This is a genomic window from Pseudoxanthomonas sp. PXM03, from assembly GCF_014852005.1.
GTDB lineage: Bacteria > Pseudomonadota > Gammaproteobacteria > Xanthomonadales > Xanthomonadaceae > Pseudoxanthomonas_A.
In genome coordinates this window covers 185,959-208,860 of record NZ_JACVAU010000001.1, presented here as the reverse complement: position 1 = coordinate 208,860, position 22,902 = coordinate 185,959, and the positions used below count along the sequence as shown (strand labels likewise).

Genomic DNA, 22,902 nt, shown 5'->3' with positions numbered 1-22,902 from the left:
ACGGCGACAGGGGTGGGCGCCGAAGTCTATGCGAAGGATGCGGTTTCGTCCGTAACGCCGTAGGGCGGGCCCCGGCCCGCCGCCCAGGGATATCAGGTGCGTGCGCTGAGCAAGCCGATCCGACGGAACCACATCTCCAGCGGCACAGTCACCAGCGGCGGCACGGCGGCGATGAGGGCAAGCAGCGTGGCCCACCACGGCCAGCGCAGGCGAAGCGCAGACAGCACGGTGACGACGACGTAGAACAGGAATGCACCGCCATGCAGCGGCCCGAAGATTTTCACGCCCAGATCGTTGCCAATGGCGCTGTACTTGACCGCCATGCCGATCAGCAGACCGGCCCAGGTGAAGCCTTCGATGAAGGCGGCGACAGCGAACAGGCGCCCGGCGGGCACGAGGGGACGGGACATGCGGGAACTCCAGTGAGGGATGCCGGGTGCGATGGCGGCTGCGGCGCTCGCTGGCTTACGGATTTTAGCGTCTCAAACCGAAGATACGTAGGGCGGGCCTTGGCCCGCCATTGTCACCCTGCGAATCGAATTGGCTAATGAATGTAGTGTGGCGGGCTCGAGCCTGGGAGATGCGGCGTACTCGTGCCCGAGACCTCGACGGGTCCGTTCACGCTGCGGCTTTTTTTGCGGGCAGATGTAGGACACCAGTAGCGCAGGCTCAGATGAAGCAGTTTGGAGACAGGCGCACGTCCCAGCGGCCAGCCGCGGAAGAAAATCTCTCTAGCAGACTCGCAAGAGTCGCTTCAACCCGAAGGGATTCCCGATCGTCAATCGTGGCCAAGCGCAGACACACAAATTCATGGAATGCATGATCCATGTCGCTTGGCCCATCGCCACAATCCTTCCAATGCTTCTGGCAAAGCGCAGGAATCGATACCTGCTCAGCAACAAAGGTCTTTCCCGAATCTAAGGACTCTAGAACTCTTGCTTCCGATGATTGATCAAATCCAGTCAGCAGCACGACTCCATAGGTCTTCCAGTTCCCAGCATCTCGATACATGTACTCAAACACGGAGAAATCGCCACCTTGCACCATGATTACTTCCTGTCGTCAGTTTCTTGCAGGCTGCCCTGGGAATGTCTTAAAAGTTGCGACTATCGACAGCGCTTCATGGACGACAGATAAGAGCCATTGACCGGCCAATCTGTTTGCCGCCCTTGAGCTGATACCCTTGGCAAATCCAACCGCAACCAAACAGCATGGGACACCCGAGCGCAACGAATCCGCCTATCCCTCCACGCCGCTGGCTGTACGGCGCCGGGTTTCGCCAGTTCCTTGATACCGATCCAGACCATATCCTCGGTGAACTGGTTCGTTACACCGGCGCCGACGTTGATCACAATCAGACGAACGCTTGGTTAGAACAGATTCGGCTGCTCAAGATTCTGGAATTGCCAGCCCATCTTGCTGACACAGCAAAACTCTACTTTGAGTACACCATTCCCCGGTTGGGCCGACGCGCTGATGTGATCCTTATCGCGGGGCATGCTCTGTTTGTCATCGAATTCAAAGTCGGCGAGCGGCACTTCACTTCCTCGGCCTTGGACCAAGCGTGGGATTACGCACTGGATCTCAAGCATTTCCATGAATCCAGTCACGGACTCAGCATCGCGCCGCTGGTTGTGGCGACCGAAGCACCTCAGAAATCCATCGAAGTCCAAGGCACCCTTCATGACGATGGTCTTGTACGGCCAGTGTGTGCCAGCGGCGGCAACCTATCCGCGGCGATCGAGCAATGCCTGTCTTTCTTTGACGCCCCTGATATTGATGCACAAGCTTGGGAACAAGGCCGATATTTACCCACGCCATCGATCATCGAAGCCGCCCGTGCGCTCTATGCCGGCCATTCGGTTGATAGCATCTCGCGCAGCGATGCCGGCGCTCAGAATCTGGGCGTGACTTCGCGCGCAGTTGACCAAATCATAGAGCAGGCCCGCACACAGGGACGAAAGGCCATCTGCTTTGTCACGGGCGTCCCCGGCGCAGGAAAAACGCTGGTGGGTCTAGATGTCGCAACCCGGCATATGGATAAGGACGAAGCGACTTACAGCGTATTCCTGTCTGGCAATGGACCACTGGTCGCTGTACTACGGGAGGCGCTGGCAAGAGACAGCGTTGAACGCGCCGCGGCGGCGGGCGAGACCTTGCCCAAAGGCAAGGCTCGGCAGGAAGTATCGGCATTCATTCAGAACGTTCATCACTTCAGGGATGACTGCCTAAGGGATTCAGCAGCGCCACCGGAGCATGTCGTTCTGTTCGACGAGGCACAGCGGGCGTGGACGTTGGAACAGACCGCTTCGTTCATGGCGAGAAAGAAAGGTCTTCCAAACTTTGATAGATCCGAACCTGCCTTCCTTATCTCTTGCCTAGACCGCCATCAAGATTGGGCTGCCGTCATTTGTCTGGTAGGCGGCGGACAGGAGATCAATACCGGTGAAGCGGGCATTCGGGAGTGGTTGGAAGCGATACTGACTCACTTCACTGGGTGGGACGTGCACTTACCGCCACAGCTCAACGAATCCGAGTACGGCAGTCGTGACGTGTTGGAAGAGGTACTTACCCGTCCTGATACGTATCCAAATCCGGCCCTCCATCTCGCTACCTCTATGCGCTCGTTCCGAGCCGAGTCTCTGAGTAAGTTTGTCCGGGAGGTTCTTGACCTTGAGGTCGAAGCAGCTCGCGCTACATTACTCGAGCTGCAGTCCCGCTATCCCATTCTGATTACGCGCGATCTACCCCGTGCCAAGCAATGGCTATGCGATCAGGCGCGCGGAACCGAGCGCTACGGCATTGTGGTTTCGTCACAGGCACAACGCCTTAAGCCGCATGCCATCGATGTTCGAGTAAAGACCGATCCTGTGCGCTGGTTTCTCGATGGCAAGGAAGACGTGCGCTCCTCCTACTACCTAGAGGACGTGTCCACGGAATTTCAGGTGCAGGGCCTAGAGCTTGATTGGACCTGCGTAGTCTGGGATGGGGACCTGCGACACGCAGGCGATGCTTGGTCACACCACGAATTCAAGGGGACTCGCTGGAATCGCATCAATAAACAAGAGCGTCGTACGTACTTAAAGAACGCTTATCGCGTTCTCTTGACGCGGGCCCGGCAAGGCATGGTGATCGTCGTCCCTGAGGGTAGCGTCAATGACCCAACTCGGGCCGCCGACTACTACGATGGCACGTACGATTACTTGCGACTGCTAGGGATTCCACACATCTAGCTAAACGGTTTTTAAGCTGAAGCCAGCGAAGCCCGATGCATGATCGACGGCCGCACAAGGAGCTTTATGTACACCCAAGACTCTCCACGATTGGCCGAAAAACAACGGACACTCCCCACTTACCCGGACTACGCATAGCCAATGCTCACTTTCGACCCTCAGTCTGCTTCCAGTCCTTAGGTTGGGCTAGCTTCATCTTCCCAGCATCTCCTGGCTTCAATGCAAAGACGCTGGATTGATGAAATCAACTCAGCTTACGTGATGCCGAGCCCTAGGAAGATCCGGATGCGTTCCAGTTCCACTTCAAGCGCCAAACGAGATGCGGCATCCCCCGGCCCACGCCCATCAACATACCCAAACTTCGACCGCAACTCCCCATCGACCACACTCAGATTCGCCCACCCGATCACCCGCTCACCCCACAGCACCGGCAGCGCGTAATACCCCAGCTTCCGCTTCGGCGCCGGCGTGTAGGCCTCAAACCGATACGTCCACCCCCAGAACAACTCGAACCGCCGCCGATCCCACACCACCGGATCAAACGGCGTCAGCAGCCGCACTTGATCATCCGGCTTCCAGCGCCGCGAACGCGGATCCTCGTCCGCCGGCCAGTACCAGTCCACCCCATCGACCCGAGCTGTGCCCAGCCGCTGGCGTGTCCGCTTCAGCGTCCCCGCGCGCAAGCCTTCCCACTGCGGCACGCCGCGACGCAGATAGCCAAGCAACTGACCCAGGCTGGCCGCCGGCAACGGCGCGTACTTGCGCACGATGATGTCGAGCAGCGCATCCAGCCTCGCTTCCGCATCGGACATCGCGACCGGCGTTGCGTCACCGACGCGCGGCGCGTAGACCCGCGTACCACCCTCGCGACGCGCCACCCGCAACAGACCGCGGTAGTGCATGCCGTCCAGCAACTGCGTGCTCGCGTTGGACGAACCGCCGAACCAGTTGGTGGTCTTGCCATGCCCGAAGTGCGCATCCACGTCGCGCGGATGCGCCGTGCCGCGCTCGCTGACGAAGGCCAGCACCGCCTGCGCCTGCTTCCAGCGCGCGGGCGTCCATGCCTCGCGTGCCTTGCGCGGGTGCATCAGCTGGTGATGCTCGCGCGGCAGGAAACCGTAGTTGACGAAGAAGTCTTCTTCCAGCGGCAGACGCGGATACCGCCGTTCCAGATCGCCGGCACGGTAGCCGGCGACGCGGTGGCGCAGCGTCAGGTCCTGCGCGCGTGCCGGCGCCCGGATCGGGTCCGCCTGCACGAAGCCCAGCCGCTGGATCGCGCGCGGCAGGGTGGTCGGCTTGAACAGGCTGCGCGCGATGGCGTAGCGACGCAGGTGGTCGAGGGTGAGCTTCATGTCGAAGAGCCACACCGCCGGACGGTGCGCGGCATCGCGTGGTCACGCGTGAGCTGCCATCGCCGGATGCGATGACGGGTACTCATCTCTGCTTGACCTGCGTGGCGCTCCGCCTGCCTGCGCCAGTGGGCGCGTCCGGCGCCACGGCCCGCTTGCCCGCCCTGCGGCTCGGCTTGGCTCCCTTGCTGACCAGCGCAAACCGGTAGCCCATCGCATCGGCCACCTTCAGCACCGTGCCGAAGCTGGGGTTGCCGCTGCTGGACAACGCCTTGTACAGACCCTCGCGCGTAAGTCCGGTATCGCGCGCCAACTGACTCATGTTGCGCGCACGCGCCGCCACACCCAGCGCATGCACCAGGAACGCAGGATCATCGCCGGCCTCCTCGAAGCACGCATCCAGATAGGCGGTGATATCCGCCTCGGTCTTCAGGTACTCCGCCGAATCCCAGGGCGTGGTCTTCAGTGCCATGTCAGTTCTCCAACGCGCTCGCCAACGCCAACGCCGCCTTGATGTCCGCACGCTGCGATGCCTTGTCGCCGCCGCACAACAGCACCACCCACGCGTCACCGTGGCGGGTGAAATAAACGCGGTAACCCGGGCCGCAATCGATCTTCATCTCGCACACCCCGCCGGTCAGCACGCGATGCTGTCCAGGGTTGCCGAAAGCGAGCCGATCGACCCGCGCCTGTATGCGCATCCTCGCCTGCCGGTCGCGCAGTGAAACAAGCCAGTCCTCGAATATCCGCGTCTTCCTGACCTCGATCATGCAGCGTCATCCATGACGTCGACCTGGCCTGGACTGTGAACCATGGTTCACGGCCTGTCAATCGGTCGGCCAACAAAAAAGCGGCCATGGGCCGCTTCTTCGTCCGGTCATCCTCTCCGCGCGCGGAGAGGAACGGCGTGCATCACACGGTGACCGGGTTCGCCTTCTCCACATCGATCTTGTACTGCTTGATCGCGCGGGACACGTCCTTGCCGGTCATCTTGCCTTCCTTCGCCAGGGCGGCGATGGCGGCGTGGGCGATGTAGTAGCGGTCCACTTCGAAGTGGCGGCGCAGGTTGGCGCGGGTGTCGCTGCGGCCGAAGCCGTCCGTTCCCAGCACCGTGTACGACCCCGGCACGAACGCGCGGATCTGGTCGCTGTAGGCGCGCACGTAGTCGGTCGCGGCGATCACCGGACCCTGGCGGCCTTCCAGCAGCTCCGTCACGTACGCCTTGCGCGGCGACTTCGCTTCCGGGTTCAGGCGATTCCAGCGCTCGGCGTCGAAACCGTCACGACGCAGCTCGTTGAAGCTGGGGCACGACCAGATGTCGGCGGTCACGCCGAAATCCTTGTCCAGCAGCTCGGCCGCCGCGATCGCCTCGCGCAGGATGGTGCCGCTGCCCAGCAGCTGCACGCGCAGCTCGCCCTTCTTCGGCTTGCCCGCATCGGTCAGCAGGTACATGCCCTTGATGATGCCCTCGGCCGCGCCTTCCGGCATGTCCGGGTGGGTGTAGTTCTCGTTCATCAGGGTCACGTAGTAGTACTCGTCCACCTGCTCCTGCAGCATCTTCTGCATGCCGTGCTGCAGCACCACCGCCACCTCGAAACCGAAGGTCGGGTCGTAGCTGCGCACGTTCGGGATACTGCCGGCGATGACGTGGCTGAAACCGTCCTCGTGCTGCAGGCCTTCACCGTTGAGCGTCGTGCGGCCCGCGGTGCCGCCCAGCAGGAAGCCGCGCGTGCGCATGTCCGCCGCCTGCCAGGCGATGTCGCCGATGCGCTGGAAGCCGAACATCGAGTAGTAGATGTAGAACGGCAGCATCGGCACGTTGCTGACCGAATAGCTGGTGCCCGCCGCCATCCACGACGACATCGCGCCCGGCTCGCTGATGCCCTGCTGCAGCACCTGGCCGGACTGGTCCTCGCGGTAGTACATCAGCTGGTCGGCATCGACCGGCTTGTACTTCTGGCCGAACGGCGCATAGATGCCGATCTGGCGGAACATGCCTTCCATGCCGAACGTGCGTGCCTCGTCGGCGACGATCGGCACCAGGCGCGGGCCGACCTGCTTGTCGCGCAGCGCGATGTTCAGGCCCTGCACGAACGCCATCGTGGTGGAGATCTCGCGGTCGCCGGTGCTCTTCAGCAGGCGGTCGAACGCTTCCAGCTTCGGCGTCTCGAACGACTCGCTGGCCTTGCGGCGACGCTGCGGCAGGTAGCCGCCGAGCGCGGCGCGGCGCGACTTCAGGTACTGGATTTCCGGCGAGTCCTCGCCCGGATGGTAGAACGGCACCTGCGCCGACTCTTCCAGCTGCTTGTCGCTGACCGGGATGTTGAAGCGGTCGCGGAACGTGCGGATGGCCTCGTCGTCCAGCTTCTTGGTCTGGTGGGTCGGATTGAGCGATTCGCCCGCCGAGCCCATGCCGTAGCCCTTCACCGTCTTGGCCAGGATCACCGTGGGCATGCCCTTGGTGTTCACCGCCTCGTGGTAGGCCGCGTAGACCTTGTGCGGATCGTGGCCGCCGCGGTTGAGGCGCCAGATGTCGTCGTCGGACAGGTTGGCGACCATGGCCGCCGTCTCCGGGTACTTGCCGAAGAAGTTGTCGCGCGTGTACTTGCCGCCGAACGCCTTGCAGTTCTGGTACTCGCCGTCGACGGTTTCCATCATCAGCTTCTTCAGCGCGCCGCTGGTGTCGCGGGCGAGGAGCGGATCCCAGTAGCTGCCCCACAGGAGCTTGATGACGTTCCAGCCGCCACCGCGGAACACGCCTTCCAGCTCCTGGATGATCTTGCCGTTGCCGCGCACCGGGCCGTCCAGGCGCTGCAGGTTGCAGTTGACGACGAAGATCAGGTTGTCGAGGCCTTCACGGCCGGCCAGCGCGATCGCGCCAAGGGTTTCCGGCTCGTCGCTCTCGCCGTCGCCGATGAAGCACCACACCTTGCGGTCGGACTTCTCGATCAGGCCGCGGTGCTCCAGGTACTTCATGAACTGCGCCTGGTAGATCGCCGCCAGCGGGCCCAGGCCCATCGAGACGGTCGGGGTCTGCCAGTAGTCCGGCATCAGCCACGGATGCGGATAGGACGAGATGCCCTGGCCGTCGACTTCCATGCGGAAGTTGTCCAGCTGCTGCTCGCTGATGCGGCCTTCCAGGAACGAACGCGCGTAGATGCCCGGCGCGCTGTGGCCCTGGATGAACAGCAGGTCGCCCGGGTGGTTGTCCGACGGCGCGCGCCAGAAGTGGTTGAAGCCCACGTCATACAGCGTGGCGCCGGAGGCGAAGCTGGCGATGTGGCCGCCCAGGTCGCCGGGCTTGCGGTTGGCGCGCACCACGGTGGCCATCGCGTTCCAGCGGATGATCGAGCGGATGCGCCATTCCAGCGCGGCGTCGCCCGGGCTCTTGGCCTCGTTCTGCGGCGCGATGGTGTTGACGTATTCGGTGGTGGGCGAGAACGGAAGGTAGGCGCCGGCGCGGCGGGTCACTTCGACCATGCCTTCCAGCAACTGGTGAGCACGCAGGGCGCCGTTCTTCTCGATCACCGCCTGCATGGAATCGATCCACTCGCGGGATTCCTGCGGATCCGGATCGCTCTGCAACATCTCGTTCAACCAGTTCATTCCCGCTCCTGTTGCGCCGCGCGTGGGGCACGGCATTGCCGATACTTTTAGAGCCTTGAAGTGTAACGCACGCACCCGCCGCGGGACCTGGCTACGCAGGCGTATGGAGCGGATGCAGCGTATCTGTCCCGGGACAATGACCACACCAAAATCAGACCTTTGCCGTATTGCAATGCAGCAAGCAAAAGTGAGCTTATGATCCGCTTCCGGGGGGAACGCGACGATCAGGGTCGGCATGCGCAACGCAGTGCCCAGCAGTGTCGTGCCAGATGATGTCGCCGGTGCCGCGCACTGGCGCAGCAGCCTGCGCACGCGCATCGCATTGTGGGCCGGCCTGGTCAACGTGGTGCTGCTGCTGTTGCTGGTGCTGGCGACGGCGTGGTTCGCGCGCCGGCTGATCCTGGACGACGCGCGCCGCGACACCCACGCCACCGCGCAGGAAGCCGCACAACGACTGGACAACGCGCTGCACGTGGTGACGATCACCACGCACGGCATCTCGGACCTGGTGGGCAACGCCCAGCTGTCGCCGGACGAACTGACCACCACCCTGCGCGCGATGGTGAACGCCACGCCCGGCTGCGTGGGCGGCCTGCTGATCCTGGAGCCCCGCACGCGCAACGACGCACCGTTCGCACGCTACGTGGCCGGCAATGGCGGCGACCGCGATTTCGTCGCCGACGGGTATCGTTTCCGCGACCAGGGCTGGTACCAGCGCACCGTGGCCTCGCCCGGCGGCTGGTGGTCCGAGCCCTACCTCAACCAGACCGCGGGCGCCGTGTGGATGGTCACCTACAACATGCCGCTGCGCGAACCCGGGCGCGGCGCGCGCACCCGCGGCATGGTCAGCCTGGACCTGCCGCTGGCCAACCTGACCGACCTGGTGGATGCGCTGGCGCACCTGCCGGGATGGCGGGTGACGCTGGTGGCACCGGCCGGCACGCTGGCGTTGAATCCGGAGGTGGGCGTCGAGCGGTTGGAGACCCTGGACGACTACATCCTGCGCGCCGGTCGCACCGACCTGCGCGAAGCCGCACACGCGGTACGCGTTCGCCAGCCCCTGCAGTACGCGCACGTGGATGCCGTCAGCGGCGAGCGGCGCTACACCGTGGTGGAGCCGGTCGGCAGCAGCGGCTGGAACCTGCTGGTCGCGCAGTCCTACGAGCTGATCATGGCCCGCCTGACCGAGGCGCTGTGGATGCTGGCGGCGGTGGGCGCGCTGCTCGCGCTGCTGTGCATGCTGGTGGTGCGCAAGCTGGCGCGCCACATCAGCCAGCCGGTGGAAGGGCTTTCGTCGTCGGCGGCGCGGCTGGCGCAGGGCGACTACAGCATGCCGGTGCCCTTCGTGCGCAGGCGGGACGAAGTCGGCCAGATGGCACGCACGCTGGAACACGCGCGCGGCTCGATCCAGCTGCAGCTTCGCGAGATCGAGGACATGACCGCGGCCCGGCAGAAGCTGGAGAGCGAGCTGTCGATCGCGCGCGAGATCCAGCAGGCCATGCTGCCGCCGGGCCGCGTGATCGACCGCGAACACGCACACCTCGAGGCCTACGCGCGACTGGAGCCGGCCAAGGCCGTGGGCGGCGACTTCTACTGCTTCATCGAAACCGACGCCGACGGCCTGTGGTTCGCCATCGGCGACGTCTCCGACAAGGGCGTGCCGGCGGCGCTGTTCATGGCCCGCACCGTGACCGTGCTGGAAGTGGCCGCCAGCACGCACGCTTCGCCGGAACGCGTGCTCGCCGAGGCGTCGCGCCGGCTGGTGCAGGGCAACGATGCGTGCATGTTCGCCACCGTGCTGTGCGGGCGCGTGGATGTGCGCAGCGGTGCCTGCGTGCTCGCCAGCGCGGGCCACGACGCGCCCCTGCTGCTGCATGCCGATGGACGCCACGAGGAACTGCCGCTGCAGCCCGGGCCGCCGCTGGGCTTCGAAGTGGGCGACACCTTCCCGCTCTGGTCAGGGCAGTTGCCGGCGGGCGCCACCCTGCTCGCGTGGACCGACGGCATCACCGAAGCCTTCGACGCCGGGAACCAGGCCTTCGGTGCAGAACGCATCCCCGGTGCGCTGCTGCCGGGCGCGACCGCACGCGACCAGTGCGAAGGGCTGATCGCACAGGTTCACGCATTTACGGGCGCCGCCCCGCAATCGGACGACATCACCGTGCTGGCCATCCGTCGCCGGCTGGACAGCACCACCACTTCGGCCGAAGCTCCGCCATCACAGGAGACCCCGCATGCAGATGCGATTGTTCATCCCACGTGAGCACGCCCGCGTGGACGACCTCAATGCGTCGCTGGAGGCCGTGCTGGCCAACAACGGCGTCAGCCGCGCGATCCAGTGCGACGTGCGCCTGATCGTGGAGGAGCTGGCCAGCAACGCCATCGAGCATGGTGACCCGACCCGCGTGGGAGCCGAGGAGCACGAACTGTGCGTGGACATCGGCATCCGCGAGCATCTGCTGACGCTCGAGTTCCGCGAGAGTGGCGCCGCGTTCAATCCGCTCGACCAGCCGCCCCCGGATCTCGATGCCGACATCCTCGACCGGCCCACCGGCGGACTGGGCCTGCACCTGGTGCGCCAGGTGGCGGAAGAAGCCGCCTACCAGCGGATCGGCAACTACAACGTGCTGCGCCTGACCCTGCGCATCCCAACCGAGGAGAGCGACGCATGAGCCTCAGCATCGACATCCACCCGACAGGCAAGGGCAGCCAGCGCGTCACGCTCGCTGGCCGGCTGGACACGCACACCTACGAAGACCTGGACGAAGCCCTCGCACCGCTGATGACCCGCCAGCTGCATTCGCTGGTGCTGGACCTGTCCGGGCTGGAGTACATCAGCAGCGCCGGCATCCGTTCGATCTTCAAGGCCCGCAAGACGCTGGCGCCGCATGGCGGCAAGGTGCTGCTGGTCAATCCGCAGCCGCAGATCCAGAAGGTGCTGGACATGATCAAGGCCGTGCCGTTGAACGAGATCTTCTCGTCCACCGCCGAAGCCGATGCCTACCTGGACGTGATGCAGCGCAAGGTGCTGCGCGCCGGTGAAGAGGACGACGATTGAGCGAGCACGCGCCCGGGCCATACGCCCGCCGCGCGATTGATTTACGATCCAGCGTCCCTCCCCTCCCTCCCGGGCTCCCCCACCCGGCATATCCGGATTACCGAGATGCCCGATGACGCTGGAGATTGAGATCTACCCGCCGGTCAACGGCAACCAGTACGTGCTGCTCAGCGGCCGCCTGGACACCGCCAGCCACGCACAGCTCGACGAACAGCTGGCGCCGATGCTGGCTGCACGCCCGCAGGCACTGGTGCTGGACCTGGCCCACCTGGACTACATCAGCAGCGCGGGCGTGCGCAGCATCCTGAAGGCGCGCAAGGCCCTGGCCCCGCATGAAGGCCGCCTGCTGGTGGTGCACCCGCAGGAACAGATCCGCAAGGTCATCGAGATCGTGCAGGCCGTGCCGATGGACGAGATCTTCGAGTCCACCGCCGATGCTGACGCTTATCTCGACGCGTTACAGCGGCGGATCCTGGATGGCGAGGAAGAGGCCTGATTGCCCGTGTAGGAGCGACGTGAGTCGCGACCGCATGCCATCAGACACCTTGGCACCTGATTCATGCGGTCGCGACTCACGTCGCTCCTACATGGCATCCACAGAAAAAACGCCCCATGCGGGGCGTTTTCTTTTCCTCATGCCGGCCGATCAACCCGGCCCGTTGCGCTCGGCTTCGCGCTGCTGGCGGATCTGCGCATCCACGGCGGCGATGGCGGTCATGTTGATGACGCGGCGCGGCGTGGCGCTGGTGGTCAGGATGTGCACCGGCTTGGAGATGCCCATCAGGATCGGGCCGATGGCCACGCCGTCGGTCACCACGCGCACCATGTTGTAGGTGATGTTGGCGGCATCCAGATTCGGCAGCACGAACAGGTTGGCGCGCCCGGTCAGCGTGCTGCCCGGCATGATGCGGTTCCGCAGCACTTCATCCCACGCGGTGTCGCCCTGCATCTCACCATCGACGTTGAGATCCGGCTTGCGCTTGAGCAGCAGCTCGCGCACATGCCGCATCTTCACCGCGCTGGCGGTCTCGTGGCTGCCGAAGTTGGCGTGCGACAGCAGCGCGATGCGCGGCTCGATGCCGAACAGCTTCAGCCGGTACGCCGCCTGCAGCGTGGCCTCGGCGATCTGCTCGGCGGTCGGGTTGTCCTGCACGTGCGTATCCAGGAAGAAGTACGCGCCCTGGTTGTTGATCACGCCGGTCATCGCCGAGGTCGACTGCACGCCCGGGTCCAGCGGGATCACGCTGCGCACGTAGCCGAGCTTCTTGTGGAAGCGGCCGACGATGCCGCTGACCAGCGCATCGGCCTCGCCACGCGCCACCATCACCGCGGCGATCAGGGTCGGGCGCGAGCGCATCAGGTTCTTCGCCGCCGCCGGTGTCACGCCGCGGCGCGCGGTCAGCGCGTGGTAATGCTGCCAGTAGTCGTTGAAGCGCGGATCGTCGTCCTGGTTGGTCAGCTCGAAATCCACGCCCGCGCGCATGCGCAGGCCCAGGCGCTCGATGCGCGCGTCGATCACGTCCGGACGGCCAATCAGGATCGGGAACGCCAGGCCTTCGTCGATCACCGTCTGCACCGCGCGCAGCACGGTCTCCTCTTCGCCTTCGGCGTAGACCACGCGCTTCTTGTCGGCGCGCGCGCGGTCGTAGACCGGCTTCATCATCAGGCTGGTGCGGTAGACGAACTGGCCCAGCTTCTCGCGATAGGCCCACATGTCCGGGATCGGGCGCAGCGCCACGCCGGAGTCCATCGCGGCCTGCGCCACCGCCGCCGCCACTTCCACCAGCAGGCGCGGGTCGAACGGACGCGGGATCAGATACTCGGGGCCGAAGCACGGCACGTCGTCGCCGTACGCGCTGCCCAGGTCGGAGGCTTCGCGCCGCGCCAGGTTGGCGATGGCGTGCACGCAGGCGACCTTCATCGCTTCGTTGATCACCGTCGCGCCGACATCCAGCGCGCCGCGGAAGATATACGGGAAGCAGAGCGCGTTGTTGACCTGGTTCGGGTAGTCGCTGCGGCCGGTGCCGATGATCACGTCCGGGCGCACGGCCCTGGCATCGGCTGGCGAGATCTCGGGATTCGGGTTGGCCAGCGCGAGGATGACCGGCTTGTCGGCCATCGTGGCGACCATCTCCGGCTTGAGGATGCCGCCGGCCGACAGGCCCAGGAAGATGTCCGCGCCGTCGACGATCTCGGCCAGCGTGCGCTTGTCGGTCGGGCGCGCATAACGCGCCTTGTCCGGGTCCAGGTTGGGACGGCCGGTGTAGATGACGCCGTCGCGGTCGAAGGCCAGGATGTTCTCCGGCTTCAGGCCCAGCGCGACCAGCATGTCCAGGCAGGCGATGCCCGCGGCGCCTGCGCCGCTGGTGGCCAGCTTCACGTCGCCGATCTTCTTGCCGATCACTTCCAGCGCATTGACCACCGCCGCGCCGACGATGATCGCGGTGCCGTGCTGGTCGTCATGGAACACCGGGATGCTCATCCGCTCGCGCAACTTGCGCTCGACGATGAAGCACTCCGGTGCCTTGATGTCTTCCAGGTTGATGCCGCCGAACGTCGGCTCGAGCGAGGCGATGATGTCGACCAGCTTGTCCGGATCGGTCTCGTTGATCTCGATGTCGAACACGTCGATGCCGGCAAACTTCTGGAACAGGACGCCCTTGCCTTCCATCACCGGCTTGCCGGCCAGCGGACCGATGTTGCCGAGTCCGAGCACGGCGGTGCCGTTGGTGACCACGGCCACCAGGTTGCCGCGCGCGGTGAGCTCGCTGGCGGTGTTGGGATCCTCGACGATGGCCTCGCAGGCATAGGCCACGCCCGGCGAATACGCCAGCGCCAGGTCCCGCTGGGTGAGCATCGGCTTGGTCGGTGCGACCTTGATCTTGCCGGGCGGGGACAGCCGGTGGTATTCCAGCGCGGCCTGCTTGAAATCGTCGTTCGTCATTGCGGAAACGGTGCCTGTGGTGAAGGCGGGGGAGCGGCAATTCTACCCCTTCCCCGTGATGGCCGGACCCGGCCGATTGCGGCGCTGCGTCACGCGGGGCGCGTGCAGGCGCGCCTCAGGGCGCGATGAAGCGGCAGCCGTCGCGCGCCTGCGACAGGCGGCCGCAGGTCTCGCGGAACGCATCGGCCGGTGGTCGCACGCCGCTGTCGAGCCAGCGCTCGAGCACCTGCAATGCGGTGGCATACGTCGCATCCTGCAGCCGGCTGTGGTCGTGTTCGTCCGTGAGCGCCTGCAGGAGCAGATGGCCGCGACCGGCCGACTCCACGGTGGCCGCGTAAGCGGCTTCTGCTTCGTAGGACACCGTGGGATCGTGGCGCGCGTGCACGGTGACGGTGGGCAGCACGATCAATCCGGAGAGGTCGGCGTCGTAGGCCAATGCGGCGACGGCGGCGGGATCGGCGGCGAAACGCTCGATGCCGGCATTCAGTGCCGTGTCGTCGTGCGAGCCGCGATAGACCGTCTTCGCGTTGTCGAACGGATTGCGTCCGCCGAGGCGCTTCTGCACCACGTCCTGGAAGTGGAACGTGCCCCACGCCAGGTGGGAGACGAGTTGCTTCGCGTCGACGCCGGTGACCGCGAGGATGTCGCGCAGCCGTGCCGCCTGGTCCGGCGAGCGTTTCGCAGGGGCGAGATCGATACCGGTGCAGGCGTTGACGCGTGCGCGCAGATCGTCACGGGTCATGCGCGCATCCGCAGGCAGGCCCTGCCACAGCGGATACTGTGGCTCGTCCTGTGCCGGATGGTTGCGGCAGTAGTACTGGTACACCGCGCGCAGGTCCGCGCGGAAGCCGTACCCGCGCGTGCCGCCGAACAGCATGCCGTTGGTGGCCAGCACGCCGTCGTAGTTGGCGCGACCATTGATGTCGAGCGCGTACAGCTCCGCCGTCTTCGCCGCCACGTTGCCGCCCCACGACTGGCCATGCAGCAGGGTGCGCTCCGGGCGGCCCCAGCGCGCCCGGAACACACGGCGGCTGACGTCCACGTCGGCCGCCGCCATGCGCACGCCATAGCCGCCGCGACGGTAGGTGCTGCCGATCCACGCGTAGCCGGCGCGCACCATCACCGCGAAGCGATCCAGGTCCTCGCCGGAATCCCCCGCTTCCGGTGCGCCGAGCCGCGGACCGCCGTGCGCATGCACGATCAGCCGCCGGTTCCAGGTGCGCGGCATCGCCACGAGCAGCCAGGCCCCGTGCGCATCCTGCGCCTCATGGCAGTCGACCTGCGGACCGACCGAGGCAGGACAGGCGACAGGCGCGAACGCTGCTTCCGCATCGGCCGCCGCCACGCCGTCTGACAGCGCGGTGGCGGCCAGCACGGCGAACGCGGCGGTGATCCAGTGACGGCTCAGGTGCATCGCAACGGCTTCCTCAGAACGAACGGCTGATATTGACGTACCAGTAGCGACCCCACGGATTGTGCAGCGAACCGCGGTAGCCGCCGTCGGCCAGCGCCGGACCCTCGTCGGTCAGGTCGCGCACGCCCAGGCGCACCGCCGTGCCATCGATGAACCGGTATTGGCCGTAGAGATTGTGCGTCAGCCGGTCTTCGACGACCCACGGATCGCCGGAGATGCCGAGCAGCTGCGGTTGTTCGAACGAGCTCATGTACTGCGCCGAGTAGCCCACGCGCCATGCCACCTTGTTCCACGTCAGCGAACCGCTCGCGCGCCACTCCGGCCGGCCGTTCTGCCCGATCAGCCGGGTGGAATCCGGGAGCGGCGTTAGCGGATCGATCGTGCCGGCCGCACGCGCCGCGTACAGCGCGTTGACGATGTCGCCGGGATCGCGGGTGAATTCCAACAGGCGGGTCGCGTTGAGGTTGACCGAGAACGAGCCGAAGCGCGTGCGGCGCAATGACCAGTCCACGCCGAAGTCGAGTCCGCCCGCGGTCTGCGGCTGCAGGTTGATGAAGCGGTCGTTGATGGCGATGACCTGGCCGACCGGATCGATGCCGGTGCCGGCGAAGAAGTCGATGTCCTCCTGCGTGGGCGCGTCGCGCACCACCAGCGGGTTGCTGCCGCCGCCCACGCGCGCCAGGTAGTCCACCGTCAGCGCGGTCTGCGCGCCGAGCAAGCCGACGATCTGTTCCTGCTTGATCTTCCAGCGGTCGACGGTGAAGGTGAAGCTGCCGAACCGCTCGGGAATGAACGCGGGCTGGAACACCACACCGAACGAGGTGTTGGTGCTTTCCTCCGGTTCCAGGTCCGGGTTGCCGGCCACCAGCAGCGACGCTCCGGCGGTGTTCTGCCCGCATGCACTGAACGAGGCGATGCGGCCGGCGCGCAGGTCGGCTTCGCAGCGGATGTGGTCCACGCCGCTGGCCAGGCGCGCGTACTGGGTGGCGTTGGTCTGCTCCAGGTTGGGCGCACGGAAGCCCTCGGAATACGAGCCGCGCAGGCGCAGGCCTTCCACCAGGTCCCAGGCCAGCGCGACCTTGGGCTTGGCCACGGAGCCGAAGTCGGAGTAGTGCTCGTAGCGGCCGGCCAGCTGCATGTCCAGGCGGTGCACCAACGGGATGCCCATGTCCTCCGACACCAGCGGGACCGCGAATTCGACGTACGCCGAGCCCACGTTGCGCGAGCCGCGCGTGTCGGGGTTCGGACTGACGGCTGCCACGTTGCTGGGGTTGGTCTCGCCGGTCACCATGTCGGTGAAGGTATGGGTGCCGTCGAGGTTGGCGTCGCGGTCGTCGCGCTGCGTCTCGCGGCGCGCCTCCGCACCGAAGGCCATGCCGACGTTGCCGGCCGGCAACGCGAACAGGTCGCCGCGGCTCATCTTGAAATCGGCCATGGTCAGCGTGGTGCGTGATTCGCGCACCAGGTCGAACACGATGCCGTCGACGGCCGCCTGCGAACTCGGCGAACAGTCGCCGTAGGTCGGCGTGGACACGCAGCCGCCACTGAACGGGTTGTAGGCATCCGGCGTGGACAGCGCCAGTTGCCGCTGCAGCGCCGTCATGTTGATGTTGGGCGACCGGTCTTCGGCCTCGGCTTCGGAATACAGCAGCGCGGTTTCCCAGTTCCAGCCGTTCCACTCGCCGCGCAGGCCGGCGAGGAAGCGCGCCTGGTAGTTCTCCACGCGCACGCGCTGGAAGCCCGTGTCCACGTAGCGGTAGTTGCTCATCTGCACGGGCAGGCCGGCGGCGGGCACGTTGGTCAGGCCGGGCAGGCGGTTCGGATTCGGCGTGCCATCGGGCAGCGTGGCGGCGCCGAAGGGATTCCAGTAGTTGCTGGCGGGGATCCAGAGGCTGTTGAGGTTCACCACCGGTGGCTGCGTCGCTTCGCTGACCGCGTGGTAGAAGCCGATTTCACCGAAGGCCTCCACGCTGTCGCTGAGCTCGTGATGCCCGGTGAGGAACAGGTTGATGCGCTCCACCGATGGCCGCACCGTGGTGCCGTGGCGCGTGTCGTAGCGCATCTCGCGGTTGGTGGTGTTGAAGTTGTGGTTGCCGCTGGACAGGCACAGGTCATTGCCGAGGCTGACGCCGCAGCCGAAGTCCGACGGCTGGATGCGGAACGCGCCTGCGGTATTCGTCACCGCCGTCCCGTTGGAGCGGATCACCGCACGCGGGCCGACGCTCAGGCGCGCCCACGGCGTGTGCGAGGAGCGGCCGTCGAGCGAGGACAGGCCGGCGAAGTCCGGATAGTCCGCGAACAGTCCGCGTAGATCGTCCGTCTCGGTGAAGTCCTGGTCGGCCGCCATCAGTTCCGAGCGGTCGGTGTAGTTGAGGAACGCCGACACGTTGCCGCGGTCGTAGTTGTGGCCCGCGAACAGGTTGACCTCGAACTCGTGCATGCCGGTGCCTTCGGCACTGCCATAGCGCGTGCTGGCGCTGACACCGTCGAAGTCGGTCTGCAGTACGGTGTTCACCACGCCCGCCACCGCGTCGGCACCGTAGATCGCGGCCGCGCCGTCCAGCAGGATCTCCATGCGGTCCAGGCCCGACACCGGGATCGCGTTGGAATTGAAACTCTGCACGGGCACGGTGCCCGTGTCCGACGTGCCCTGGCTGGTCGGGTGCTGCACCAGCCGGCGGCCGTTGAGCAGCACCAGCGTGTTGCCGACGCCGAGCGAACGCAGGTTCACCGAATTGACGTCGCCGCGCGCCGCGTTGCTTGTCTGCGGATTGTTGGACGTATCGAACAGCACGTCGCCCATCTGCGGGATGGTCCGCATCAGTTCGTCGCCGGAGATCGCGCCTGCGGCGTCGATCTGTTCCGCGCCGACCACCATCACCGGCAACGCATCGGTGGTCGATGCGCCCTGGATGTGCGAACCCACCACGACCACCTTGTCCAGGTTGGTCGCATCGTCGCCCACTGCAGGTGCAGCGGCTGCCTGCGGCGCCGGATCGGCCGCCTGCGACGGCGCCTCCTGGGCCGCAGCCGCGTGGATCACGGCCAACAGGGCCAGGGTCAAACTGCTCCGCAACGGGGCGGAGCGTCGGTTGAAATCGTGCATCTTTCAGTCCCTCCTCTGAAGACGTGGTGTGGCCGGCGTCAGTCGGCCGTGAGTCGTGTCGGATCGCCCGGACCCGCGGCCGGATCCGGCGCGGCGGCAATCGGGGCGGATGGCCCGCCCAGCGCGCGCGCCAGTGCGTCGCGGTCGAGCGCGTTCTCCCAGCGCGCGACCACCAGCGTGGCGACGGCATTGCCGGTGAAGTTGGTCAGCGAGCGGCACTCGCTCATGAAGCGGTCGATGCCGAGGATCAGCGCCATGCCGGCGACCGGGACTTCCGGCACCACCGCCAGCGTGGCGGCCAGCGTGATGAAGCCGGCACCGGTCACACCGGCGGCGCCCTTCGAGCTCAGCATCGCCACCAGCAGCAGCATGATCTGATGGCCCAGGCTCAATTCGGTGTTGGTGGCCTGCGCGATGAACAGTGCGGCCAGCGTCATGTAGATGTTGGTGCCGTCCAGGTTGAACGAGTAACCCGTCGGCACGACCAGCCCGACCACCGACTTCGACGCGCCGGCACGCTCCATCTTCTCCATCAGCGACGGCAGTGCGGATTCGGACGAGGACGTACCCAGCACCAGCAGCAGTTCCGCCTTCAGGTAGCGGATCAGGCGGAAGATCGAGAACCCGCACCACCACGACACCAGGCCGAGGATGACGATCACGAACAGCAGCGAGGTCAGGTAGAACGAGCCGACCAGCCACGCCAGGTTGACCAGCATGCCGACGCCGTACTTGCCGATGGTGAAGGCGATGGCACCGAACGCACCGATCGGCGCCGCACGCATCAGGATGTGCACCAGGCGGAACACCGGGGTGGTCAGCGCCTCCAGCAGGGTCAGCACCGGCCGGCCTTTCTCGCCGACCAGCGCCAGCGACAGGCCGAACAGCACGGCGACGAACAGCACCTGCAGGATGTTGTCGCCGACCAGCGGGCTGACCAGCGTCTTCGGGATGATGTCCATCAAGAAGCCGACCAGCGACAGCTCGTGCGATTTCTGCACGTAGTCCTGCACGGCGGACTGGTCCAGGTCGGCCGGATTGATGTTCATGCCGGCGCCGGGCTGCACCACGTGCGCCACGATCATGCCGATCACCAGCGCCAGCGTGGAGAAGAACAGGAAGTACGCCATCGCCTTGGCGAACACACGGCCCACCGTGCGCAGCTGGGTCATGCCGGCGATGCCGGTGACGATGGTCAGGAAGATCACCGGCGCGATGATCATCTTCACCAGCTTGATGAAGGCATCGCCCAGCGGCTTCATCGATTCGGCGAACGCGGGCTCGAAGTGCCCCAGCAGCGCGCCCAGCACGATGGCCACGACCACCTGGAAGTACAGCTGCCTGTACAGGGGCTGGCGCGGCGGCGGCGTGTAGGGCGTATCGGCCAGGTGCATGGGTCAACTCCGAACGGATGGCGACGCCACCCGGATCGGTGGCCGGCATGTTGTACCCCCGCATCGCCGCCGCACCGATAACCTATTGGTACTAGCCCGCGCTCCGACGGCGGCGCACCCGTAGACTTGCCCCATGCTGCGCGCCCGCCGCCACCGCCGGATCCTGCTGGTACTGCTGTCGATCCTCGGCGGCGCGCTGCTGGTAATGGCGCTGGCCTACCACTGGGCCGGCACGCGCGCGCAGCGGGCGGAGACCGCGCAGCTCGACCGCCAGCTCGACCTGCATGCGCAGGCACTGCAGCAGCGCATCGATCGCTACCGCACGCTGCCGCAGGTGCTGGCGCAGGATCCGGATCTTCGCGATGCGCTCGCCGGGCCGGTGGACGATGTCCGCCGCAACGCATTGAACCAGCGTCTGGAAGACGCCAACAGCGTCACCCGTTCGTCCACGCTCACGCTGATCGACCGTCGCGGCATCGCGGTGGCCGCGAGCAACTGGCGCGAGCCCACCAGCAACGTGGGCGAGGACTACAGCTTCCGGCCCTACGTGAAGCAGGCACTGCGCACCGGGCGGGGCCAGTTCTACGGCATCGGACTGACCACGGGCGAGCCGGGTTACTTCCTGTCGCAGGCGATCAATGGCCCGGACGGCAACGTCGCTGGCCTGGTCGTGATCAAGATCGAACTGGACGCGCTGGAGCAGGAGTGGCTGCAGACGCCGGACATCGTGCTGGTCAGCGACGCGCACGGCGTGATCTTCCTCGCCAGCCGCGACGGATGGCGCTATCGCACGTTGAACGCGCTGAGCGATGCCGACCGTCGCGAACTGGCTGCCACCCGCCAGTATGCGCGGCAGAGGCTCACGCCCCTGCAGTCGCAGGACCTGTCCACGACGGATGCCGGCGCGCGGCGCGTGCAGTTCACCGACCCGGCGCTGGCCGGTGCGGTGCTGTGGCAATCGATGGCGCTGCCGGAGGAAGGCTGGCACCTGCACCTGCTGCACGATGCTTCGGCGATCACCGCCGCAGGCCGCACCGCTGCACTCGCGGCTGGCGGAGGCTGGCTGGCGCTGGCGTTCCTGGCGCTGTTCATGCAGCAGCGCCGACGCACCGCGCTGCTGCAGCAGCGCAGCCGCGACGAGCTGGAAGCCGTGCTGCAGCAGCATGCGCAGGAACTGCGCACCGCGCAGGACGGCATCGTCGAAGCCGCGCGCCAGGCAGATGCCGGCCTCAGCCGCAGCCTGGAACACCTGCCACAGGGCGTGGTCATCATCGATGCCGACCTGCGGCTGGTCGCATGGAACTCCCGCTACATGGACCTGTTCCGCTTCCCGCCCGACCTGATCCATGTCGGCCGCCCGATCGAAGACGTGTTCCGCCACAACGCACGCCGCGGCCTGCTCGGGCCCGGACCGGTTGAAGAGGCGATCCAGCGCCGGCTGGACCATCTGCGCAGCGGCAAGCCGCACATGCGCGAGAGCGAGAAGGACGATGGCGTGGTGCTGGAGATCCGCGGCAACCCGTTGCCGGACGGCGGCTTCGTCACCAGCTACGCCGACATCACCAGCTACAAGAATGCCGCCCGCGAACTGCGCTCGCTGGCCGATGCGCTGGAACGCCGCGTCGAGGAACGCACGCGCGCGCTCGCCGCCGCCACACAGGCGGCGGAGAACGCCAACCGCTACAAGACGCGCTTCGTCGCCTCGGCGGTACACGACCTGCTGCAACCGCTGAACGCCGCGCGCATGTTCGTGTCGGCACTGCGCGGGCGGCTGCACGACGACGAAGCCCGCCGCATCGCCGACCACGTGGACAATGCACTGACCGCACAGGACGCCATCCTCAACAGCCTGCTGGACATCGCCCGGCTGGAATCGGGCACGCTGCCGGCGCGCGTGCGCGACTTCGCCCTGGCGCCGCTGCTGGAAACGCTGGCGCGCGAGTTCGGCATGGTCGCCGGCGAACGCGGCCTGGCGCTTGCGTGCATTCCGACCAGCATCATCGTGCGCAGCGATGAAGCCCTGCTGCGCCGCATCCTGCAGAACTTCCTGTCCAACGCGATCCGCTACACGCCGCGCGGGCGCGTGCTGCTCGGTGTACGTCGGCGCGGCGGACAGGTGCGTATCGAAGTGCACGACCAGGGGCCCGGCATCCCGGAAAGCCTGCAGGCGGAGATCTTCGAAGAGTTCCGCCGCCTCAACGACGGGGTGGTGAACGATCGCGGCGCCGGCCTCGGGCTGGCCATCGTTGAACGCATCGGCCGCGTGCTCGGCCACCGCATCGGCCTGCGGTCGCAGTTGGGGCGGGGCAGCGTGTTCTGGGTGGAACTGCCGCGCGGCGTGGCCAATGCCACGACAGCGCAAGCGTTGCCGATGCTCGATGACATCGACGATGGCTCGCCGTTGCGCGGTCGCCGCGTATGGTGCGTGGACGACGACCCGCGTGTCTGCGAAGCCACACGCGCGCTGCTGCTGCGCTGGGAGTGCGAAGTGGACCTTGCGTCCGGTCCCGACGACGCGATGGCAGCGGCCGTGCCGGACCAGGCACCCGATCTCCTGCTGCTCGACGTGCGACTGGGCGACACCGAGGGGCCGACGCTGTATGCGCGCCTGTGCGAACGCTGGGGCAGCGCGCCGCCGGTGATCCTGGTGACCGCCGAGCGCGACGAGGCACTGCGGGCGCTGGCGCTGGAGCGCGGCTGGGGCTTCCTCGCCAAGCCGGTGAAACCCGCGGCGCTACGCGCACTGATGACCCAACTCCACGTGCGCCGCGCGCGCTGAGGGACCCTCGCATGCCGTG

Annotated in this window: 15 protein-coding genes and 1 pseudogene; 6 read left to right on the top strand and 10 right to left on the bottom strand. The window is 66.3% G+C overall.

Annotated features, from left to right (window positions below; genetic code table 11):
• Positions 1-92 precede the first annotated feature (92 nt).
• Together IB223_RS00965 and IB223_RS00960 are read right to left on the bottom strand one after the other, a co-directional pair.
• Positions 93-410 (bottom strand): DUF3817 domain-containing protein, encoded by a 318-nt coding sequence (locus IB223_RS00965; RefSeq protein WP_192199837.1) that lies wholly within the window; start codon positions 408-410, stop codon positions 93-95.
• A gap of 259 nt (positions 411-669) precedes the next feature.
• Positions 670-1,047, bottom strand: a complete 378-nt coding sequence (locus IB223_RS00960) for a hypothetical protein (RefSeq protein ID WP_192199836.1) — start codon at positions 1,045-1,047, stop codon at positions 670-672.
• Positions 1,048-1,211: 164 nt separating this feature from the next.
• Between IB223_RS00960 and IB223_RS00955 the strand changes: the two genes are divergently transcribed.
• Positions 1,212-3,233 (top strand): DUF2075 domain-containing protein, encoded by a 2,022-nt coding sequence (locus IB223_RS00955; protein WP_192199835.1) that lies wholly within the window; start codon positions 1,212-1,214, stop codon positions 3,231-3,233.
• Positions 3,234-3,487: 254 nt separating this feature from the next.
• Here the strand turns inward: IB223_RS00955 and IB223_RS00950 are convergent, their stop codons facing one another.
• From IB223_RS00950 to aceE, 4 genes and pseudogenes are all read right to left on the bottom strand, one after another.
• Positions 3,488-4,585 (bottom strand): crosslink repair DNA glycosylase YcaQ family protein, encoded by a 1,098-nt coding sequence (locus IB223_RS00950; RefSeq protein ID WP_192199834.1) that lies wholly within the window; start codon positions 4,583-4,585, stop codon positions 3,488-3,490.
• 190 nt (positions 4,586-4,775) lie between these two features.
• Positions 4,776-5,054 (bottom strand): annotated as a pseudogene (locus IB223_RS00945) (addiction module antidote protein); the annotation flags it as partial.
• A gap of 1 nt (position 5,055) precedes the next feature.
• Positions 5,056-5,352 (bottom strand): type II toxin-antitoxin system RelE/ParE family toxin, encoded by a 297-nt coding sequence (locus IB223_RS00940; protein WP_192199832.1) that lies wholly within the window; start codon positions 5,350-5,352, stop codon positions 5,056-5,058.
• Between the two features lie 142 nt (positions 5,353-5,494).
• Positions 5,495-8,188 (bottom strand): pyruvate dehydrogenase (acetyl-transferring), homodimeric type, encoded by a 2,694-nt coding sequence (gene aceE / locus IB223_RS00935; RefSeq protein ID WP_192199831.1) that lies wholly within the window; start codon positions 8,186-8,188, stop codon positions 5,495-5,497.
• Between the two features lie 235 nt (positions 8,189-8,423).
• Here aceE and IB223_RS00930 point away from each other — a divergent pair, with 235 nt between their 5' ends.
• From IB223_RS00930 to IB223_RS00915, 4 genes are all read left to right on the top strand, one after another.
• Complete coding sequence (locus tag IB223_RS00930; protein ID WP_192199830.1) at positions 8,424-10,451, top strand: SpoIIE family protein phosphatase; 2,028 nt, start codon at positions 8,424-8,426, stop codon at positions 10,449-10,451.
• Positions 10,423-10,860 carry an ATP-binding protein gene (locus tag IB223_RS00925; protein WP_192199829.1) on the top strand — a complete coding sequence of 146 codons (438 nt, stop codon included), beginning with the start codon at positions 10,423-10,425 and terminating at the stop codon, positions 10,858-10,860. Before IB223_RS00930 ends, IB223_RS00925 begins: the two co-directional genes overlap by 29 nt.
• A complete protein-coding gene (locus tag IB223_RS00920) occupies positions 10,857-11,246 on the top strand; it encodes an STAS domain-containing protein (protein WP_192199828.1) in 390 nt (129 codons plus the stop codon). Before IB223_RS00925 ends, IB223_RS00920 begins: the two co-directional genes overlap by 4 nt.
• Before the next feature lie 112 nt (positions 11,247-11,358).
• Entirely contained in the window at positions 11,359-11,742 is a 384-nt protein-coding gene (locus tag IB223_RS00915) for an STAS domain-containing protein (protein WP_192199827.1), read from the top strand.
• 150 nt (positions 11,743-11,892) lie between these two features.
• Here the strand turns inward: IB223_RS00915 and IB223_RS00910 are convergent, their stop codons facing one another.
• From IB223_RS00910 to IB223_RS00895, 4 genes are all read right to left on the bottom strand, one after another.
• Positions 11,893-14,190, bottom strand: a complete 2,298-nt coding sequence (locus IB223_RS00910; RefSeq protein ID WP_192199826.1) for an NADP-dependent malic enzyme — start codon at positions 14,188-14,190, stop codon at positions 11,893-11,895.
• 115 nt (positions 14,191-14,305) lie between these two features.
• A complete protein-coding gene (locus IB223_RS00905) occupies positions 14,306-15,604 on the bottom strand; it encodes a hypothetical protein (protein ID WP_192199825.1) in 1,299 nt (432 codons plus the stop codon).
• 13 nt (positions 15,605-15,617) lie between these two features.
• The gene (locus IB223_RS00900) at positions 15,618-18,668 is read right to left on the bottom strand and encodes a TonB-dependent receptor (RefSeq protein WP_225590744.1); all 3,051 of its coding nucleotides are present in this window, start codon (positions 18,666-18,668) and stop codon (positions 15,618-15,620) included.
• 80 nt (positions 18,669-18,748) lie between these two features.
• Entirely contained in the window at positions 18,749-20,104 is a 1,356-nt protein-coding gene (locus IB223_RS00895; RefSeq protein ID WP_192199823.1) for a dicarboxylate/amino acid:cation symporter, read from the bottom strand.
• 136 nt (positions 20,105-20,240) lie between these two features.
• On the opposite strand from IB223_RS00895, the gene IB223_RS00890 reads away from it, so the two are divergent.
• The gene (locus tag IB223_RS00890) at positions 20,241-22,883 is read left to right on the top strand and encodes a PAS-domain containing protein (protein ID WP_192201189.1); all 2,643 of its coding nucleotides are present in this window, start codon (positions 20,241-20,243) and stop codon (positions 22,881-22,883) included.
• Positions 22,884-22,902 lie beyond the last annotated feature (19 nt).

What these genes read in the sequence shown, in the direction of transcription:
- IB223_RS00905 (WP_192199825.1), bottom strand. Translation starts at nt 15,604, where the DNA reads ATGCACCTGAGCCGTCACTGGATCACCGCCGCGTTCGCCGTGCTGGCC.
- IB223_RS00940 (WP_192199832.1), bottom strand. Translation starts at nt 5,352, where the DNA reads ATGATCGAGGTCAGGAAGACGCGGATATTCGAGGACTGGCTTGTTTCA.
- IB223_RS00920 (WP_192199828.1), top strand. Translation starts at nt 10,857, where the DNA reads ATGAGCCTCAGCATCGACATCCACCCGACAGGCAAGGGCAGCCAGCGC.
- IB223_RS00955 (WP_192199835.1), top strand. Translation starts at nt 1,212, where the DNA reads ATGGGACACCCGAGCGCAACGAATCCGCCTATCCCTCCACGCCGCTGG.
- IB223_RS00910 (WP_192199826.1), bottom strand. Translation starts at nt 14,190, where the DNA reads ATGACGAACGACGATTTCAAGCAGGCCGCGCTGGAATACCACCGGCTG.
- IB223_RS00915 (WP_192199827.1), top strand. Translation starts at nt 11,359, where the DNA reads ATGACGCTGGAGATTGAGATCTACCCGCCGGTCAACGGCAACCAGTAC.
- IB223_RS00895 (WP_192199823.1), bottom strand. Translation starts at nt 20,104, where the DNA reads ATGCACCTGGCCGATACGCCCTACACGCCGCCGCCGCGCCAGCCCCTG.
- aceE (WP_192199831.1), bottom strand. Translation starts at nt 8,188, where the DNA reads ATGAACTGGTTGAACGAGATGTTGCAGAGCGATCCGGATCCGCAGGAA.
- IB223_RS00960 (WP_192199836.1), bottom strand. Translation starts at nt 1,047, where the DNA reads ATGGTGCAAGGTGGCGATTTCTCCGTGTTTGAGTACATGTATCGAGAT.
- IB223_RS00925 (WP_192199829.1), top strand. Translation starts at nt 10,423, where the DNA reads ATGCAGATGCGATTGTTCATCCCACGTGAGCACGCCCGCGTGGACGAC.
- IB223_RS00930 (WP_192199830.1), top strand. Translation starts at nt 8,424, where the DNA reads ATGCGCAACGCAGTGCCCAGCAGTGTCGTGCCAGATGATGTCGCCGGT.
- IB223_RS00950 (WP_192199834.1), bottom strand. Translation starts at nt 4,585, where the DNA reads ATGAAGCTCACCCTCGACCACCTGCGTCGCTACGCCATCGCGCGCAGC.
- IB223_RS00965 (WP_192199837.1), bottom strand. Translation starts at nt 410, where the DNA reads ATGTCCCGTCCCCTCGTGCCCGCCGGGCGCCTGTTCGCTGTCGCCGCC.